The 1,454-nt window shown below is 78.8% G+C and carries 2 protein-coding genes; both read left to right on the forward strand.

What is annotated here, in order from left to right; genetic code table 11:
• The first annotated feature begins 221 nt into the window (after nt 1-221).
• Nucleotides 222-941, forward strand: a complete 720-nt coding sequence (locus ABEB16_RS22235) for a hypothetical protein (protein WP_345714333.1) — start codon at nt 222-224, stop codon at nt 939-941.
• Between the two features lie 120 nt (nt 942-1,061).
• Nucleotides 1,062-1,427: a DUF1232 domain-containing protein gene (locus ABEB16_RS22240; RefSeq protein ID WP_425560296.1), complete on the forward strand. Its 366-nt coding sequence runs from the start codon at nt 1,062-1,064 to the stop codon at nt 1,425-1,427.
• The last annotated feature ends 27 nt before the right edge of the window (nt 1,428-1,454 follow it).

Below are 1,454 nucleotides of genomic sequence, written 5' to 3' on the forward strand. Positions count from 1 at the left end.
CTACGTCGACGCCGGCCTGGCCGAGGTCGACACCTGGCTGCGCCAGCAGGCCGACGCCGCCTGAGCCGCACCGCGGCCACCCCGCCGCGGGCCCGCGAACGACCCGCGGCACCCCGCGCCACACCCCTCCCCGCGCGCCCGCGGCCCGCGACGCCTAGCGTCGGTGTGCAGGACCGGCGCAGCCGACACGGCTGCCGGCGCACGCGGGAGGACACGTGATCATGGGTCTGCTGAAGGGGTGGCGCGGCGGTGGCGCCGGGAGCGGGGAGGGCCCCGACGCGGCGGACTCCAAGGCCACCGCCCTCGTGCAGCGCCTCGTCGACGTCGGGATCGACGGGGCTGGTCCGTTCGCCTCGGCCGTCGCCGTCGCCGAGCGGGCCCGCGCAGGGCACCCCAGCGCAGAGTCGGCGGTGCACGTCGTCGTGCGCCGCCACAGCCGTGCCGTCGCCGGCAGCGGCTTCGCGACCGGCGTGGGCGGTCTCGTGACGATGCCCGTGGCGCTGCCCGCCAACGTCGTCGGCTTCTACCTCCTCGCGACGAGGACGGTCGCCGCGATCGCGCACCTGCGCGGCTACGACGTGACCCGGGAGGAGGTGCGCAGCGCCGTCCTGCTGACCCTCGTGGGCTCCGACGCCGGGCAGGTGCTGCGCTCGGCCGGCCTGCCGGTGGGCGGGCCGCTGTCGTCGCTGGCCACCCGCCGGCTGCCCCGGGACGTGCTCGTGCTCGTCAACAAGGGCGTGGGCTTCCGGCTGCTGGGGCGCCTGGGCAGCGTGGGGGCGCTGCAGTCCTCCCGGATCGTGCCGCTGCTCGGCGGGGTGGTCGGTGCCGGTGCCGACGTGGTGCTGCTGCGCCGCATCGCCAAGCACGCCCAGCGGGAGTTCGCCCCGCGCACCCGCGCCCAGGTGCCGCCGGCCAGCGGGGCCCCGGCCGCCGGCAGCTGAGGCCGCGCCGCGGAACGAGCACACCCGGCGGGGCGTTGTCCTGCTGCGGCCGTGCGGGGCGCGGCCGCGCCCCGGTCGTCGTGCGCGGCGCCGGGCGGGGACCCAGCGAGGGGGGACGTCGTGGAACGCTCTGGCACCCTGCGCCGGCGGGGGTCGATGCTGGCTCTCGTGTGGCGGACGCTGCGCACCGGGGGCGGTGCGGGGGCGGGGGAGCGCCTGCGCGCCCTGCCGCGCATGGTCCGGGCCGTCGCCCGCGGGGAGTACCGCGCGGCCAGCCCGGTGCGGCTGCTGCTGGCGGCCGCGGCGGCCGGCTACGTCGTCTCACCCGTCGACGTCGTGCCCGAGGCCCTGCTCGGCCTGCTCGGCACCCTCGACGACGCCGTCGTCGCGGCCTGGGTGGCCGGGACGCTGCTCAGCGCCACCGACGACTTCCTGCGCTGGGAGCGCGAGCGGGACCGCACCGTCCCCGGTGAGGTCGTCGGCTGACGACCGCGGCGGGCGGGTCGGGCGATC

The sequence above is a fragment of the Kineococcus glutinatus genome (genome assembly GCF_039542765.1).
Taxonomy (GTDB): domain Bacteria; phylum Actinomycetota; class Actinomycetes; order Actinomycetales; family Kineococcaceae; genus Kineococcus_A; species Kineococcus_A glutinatus.

Excerpts from the sequence above, each read along its gene's own strand:
- ABEB16_RS22235 (WP_345714333.1), top strand. The coding sequence starts at position 222 with ATGGGTCTGCTGAAGGGGTGGCGCGGCGGTGGCGCCGGGAGCGGGGAG.